The sequence below is a fragment of the Dietzia sp. B44 genome, assembly GCF_014145245.1.
Taxonomy (GTDB): Bacteria; Actinomycetota; Actinomycetes; order Mycobacteriales; family Mycobacteriaceae; genus Dietzia; species Dietzia natronolimnaea.
This window is the reverse complement of the sequence record NZ_JAALEF010000464.1, coordinates 1-2291: the sequence shown is the minus strand read 5'-3', so window position 1 is coordinate 2291 and position 2291 is coordinate 1. Positions and strand designations below refer to the sequence as shown.

The following is a 2291-nucleotide window of genomic DNA, read 5'->3' as shown; positions in this document are numbered from 1 at the left end:
CTCGCCGCGTTCCTTCGCCAGCTCACCCGGTGTCTTGATGGGCGGCCGGGTCGACGGGACACGACCGGAGAAGTCGTCGAACTCGGTGATCCTCGGACGCTTGACCACGTCCGCGAACAGCCGTTGGAGATCCTCCTGCCGGAGCGTCTCCTTCTCGAGCAGTTCCCCTGCCACGGAGTCGAGGATCTCCCGGTTCTCCTCGAGGACCTTCCACGCCTCGGTGTGCGCGGCGTCGATGATCCGGCGGACCTCGTCGTCGATTGCCTTGGCCACCTCCGGGGAGTACTCGGAGCCCCCGGCGCCGCCGCGTCCGAGGAACGGGTCCCCGCCCTCGCCGCCGTACCTGACCGCCCCGAGCCTGGAACTCATGCCGTACTCGGCGACCATCGTGCGGGCGATCCTGGTGGCCTGCTCGATGTCCGAGCTGGCGCCGGAGGTCGGTTCGCCGAAGACGTACTCCTCGGCTGCGCGGCCGCCCATGGCCATGACGATCCGCGCGATCATGTCCGCGCGGGTCATGAGGGACTTGTCGTCCTCCGGGACGACCAGTGCGTGCCCCCCGGTGCGGCCGCGAGCGAGGATCGTGACCTTGTGGACCGGCTCCAGGTCCTCCATCGCCCACGCCGCGAGCGCGTGACCGGACTCGTGGTAGGCGGTGACCTTCTTCTCGTGCTCGCTGATCACGCGGTGCTTGCGGCGTGGTCCGCCCACGACCCGGTCGGTGGCCTCCTCGAGGATGTCGATCGAGATCTCGTCCCGGCCCATCCGGGCGGCCAGCAGCGCGCCCTCGTTGAGCACGTTGGCCAGGTCCGCGCCGGACATGCCGATCGTGCGCCGGGCCAGCGACCGCATGTCCACGTCGGCGGCCAGGGGCTTGCCCACCGAGTGGACGGCGAGGATGGACTCGCGACCGCGCAGGTCCGGGTTGGTCACCGGCACCTGGCGGTCGAACCGACCGGGCCGCAGCAGGGCCGGATCGAGCACGTCGGGACGGTTGGTCGCCGCGATCATGATGACCGTCTCACGGTCGCTGAACCCGTCCATCTCCACGAGGAGCTGGTTGAGGGTCTGCTCGCGTTCGTCGTGGCCGCCACCCGTCCCGGAGCCGCGGTGCCGACCGACGGCGTCGATCTCGTCGACGAACACGATGCAGGGCGCGTTCTGCTTGGCCTTCTCGAACAGGTCGCGGACACGCGAGGCGCCCACGCCCACGAACATCTCCACGAAGTCCGAGCCCGAGATCGAGAAGAACGGCACCCCTGCCTCGCCGGCCACCGCCCGCGCCAGCAGGGTCTTGCCCGTTCCGGGTGGCCCGTAGAGGAGGACGCCGCGGGGGATCTTGGCGCCCAGGCGCTCGTACCGCGCCGGGTTCTGGAGGAAGTCCTTGATCTCGTTGAGCTCCTCCACGGCCTCGTCCTCACCGGCGACGTCGGCGAACGTGGTCTGCGGCATGTCCTTGGTGAACTCGACGGCCCGCGACTTGCCGACGCCGAACAGGCCGCCCTTGCCGCCCTGCATGCGCGTCATGAAGTAGAACAGGAGCCCGAAGAGGATGAGCATGGGCAGCAGGAACGACAGCATCTGGGTGAGGAAGCCCTGCTGGGTGACGGTGGTGTCGTACTTCTCCGGCTCCGCGGCGGCGATCCGGTCGAAGATCTGGGCCGCCGCCCGCTCCGGGTACTTGGCGAGCAGCTGGTCGGTCTCGTCCGCACCCTCCTCAGGGGTGATCGCCGACTCGAGCGTGAGCCGCAGCTGCTGCTCGCGGTCCTCGATCGTCGCCTCCCTGACGTTCCCGGCGTCGATCTGCGCGAGGGCCACCGAGGTGTCGACCTCCGTGTACCCCCGCTCGTCGTTCGCGAAGAACGAGAAACCGACGATCGCCAGGATGATGACGCCCGCGATCGCCACGTTGCGGAAAACGGTGTTGCTCTTACGTTCCATTCGGTCCTCGAGTGCGAAGGACGGACCCGCCGGTCGGCGGACCTCGTGATACGACCGACCTCGTCGCCTATCGCCCCAGGCTACCTGCGGGGCACGACAGCCGACCGTGCTGATCGCCGTGGGCGGACAGGCGATCGTGTCGTACGCGCCCCGTACCATCGGGCTCGTGATCACCCCCACCCCGCCCGCGTCCCGGACCGCAGAGGCGGTGCGGTCCGGCGCCGACACCGCGACGGGGGCGCTCGACGCCGCCCTGGACCGGATCGCGCACCTGGATCCGGCACTCCGTGCCTTCACCACTCTCCTCGGGACTGACGGCCGTGCGGCCGCGGCGGCGGTGGACGCCCGGG

The 2291-nt window shown here is 69.8% G+C and carries 1 protein-coding gene and 1 pseudogene; one reads left to right on the top strand and one right to left on the bottom strand.

Annotation, left to right across the window (positions count from 1 at the left end; all coding sequences use genetic code 11):
- On the bottom strand, positions 1-1941 hold a 1941-nt coding region (gene ftsH / locus G6017_RS14260; protein WP_182617951.1), incomplete at its 3' end, for an ATP-dependent zinc metalloprotease FtsH.
- A gap of 166 nt (positions 1942-2107) precedes the next feature.
- Between ftsH and G6017_RS14255 the strand changes: the two are divergent.
- A pseudogene (locus G6017_RS14255) lies at positions 2108-2291 on the top strand (amidase); the annotation flags it as partial.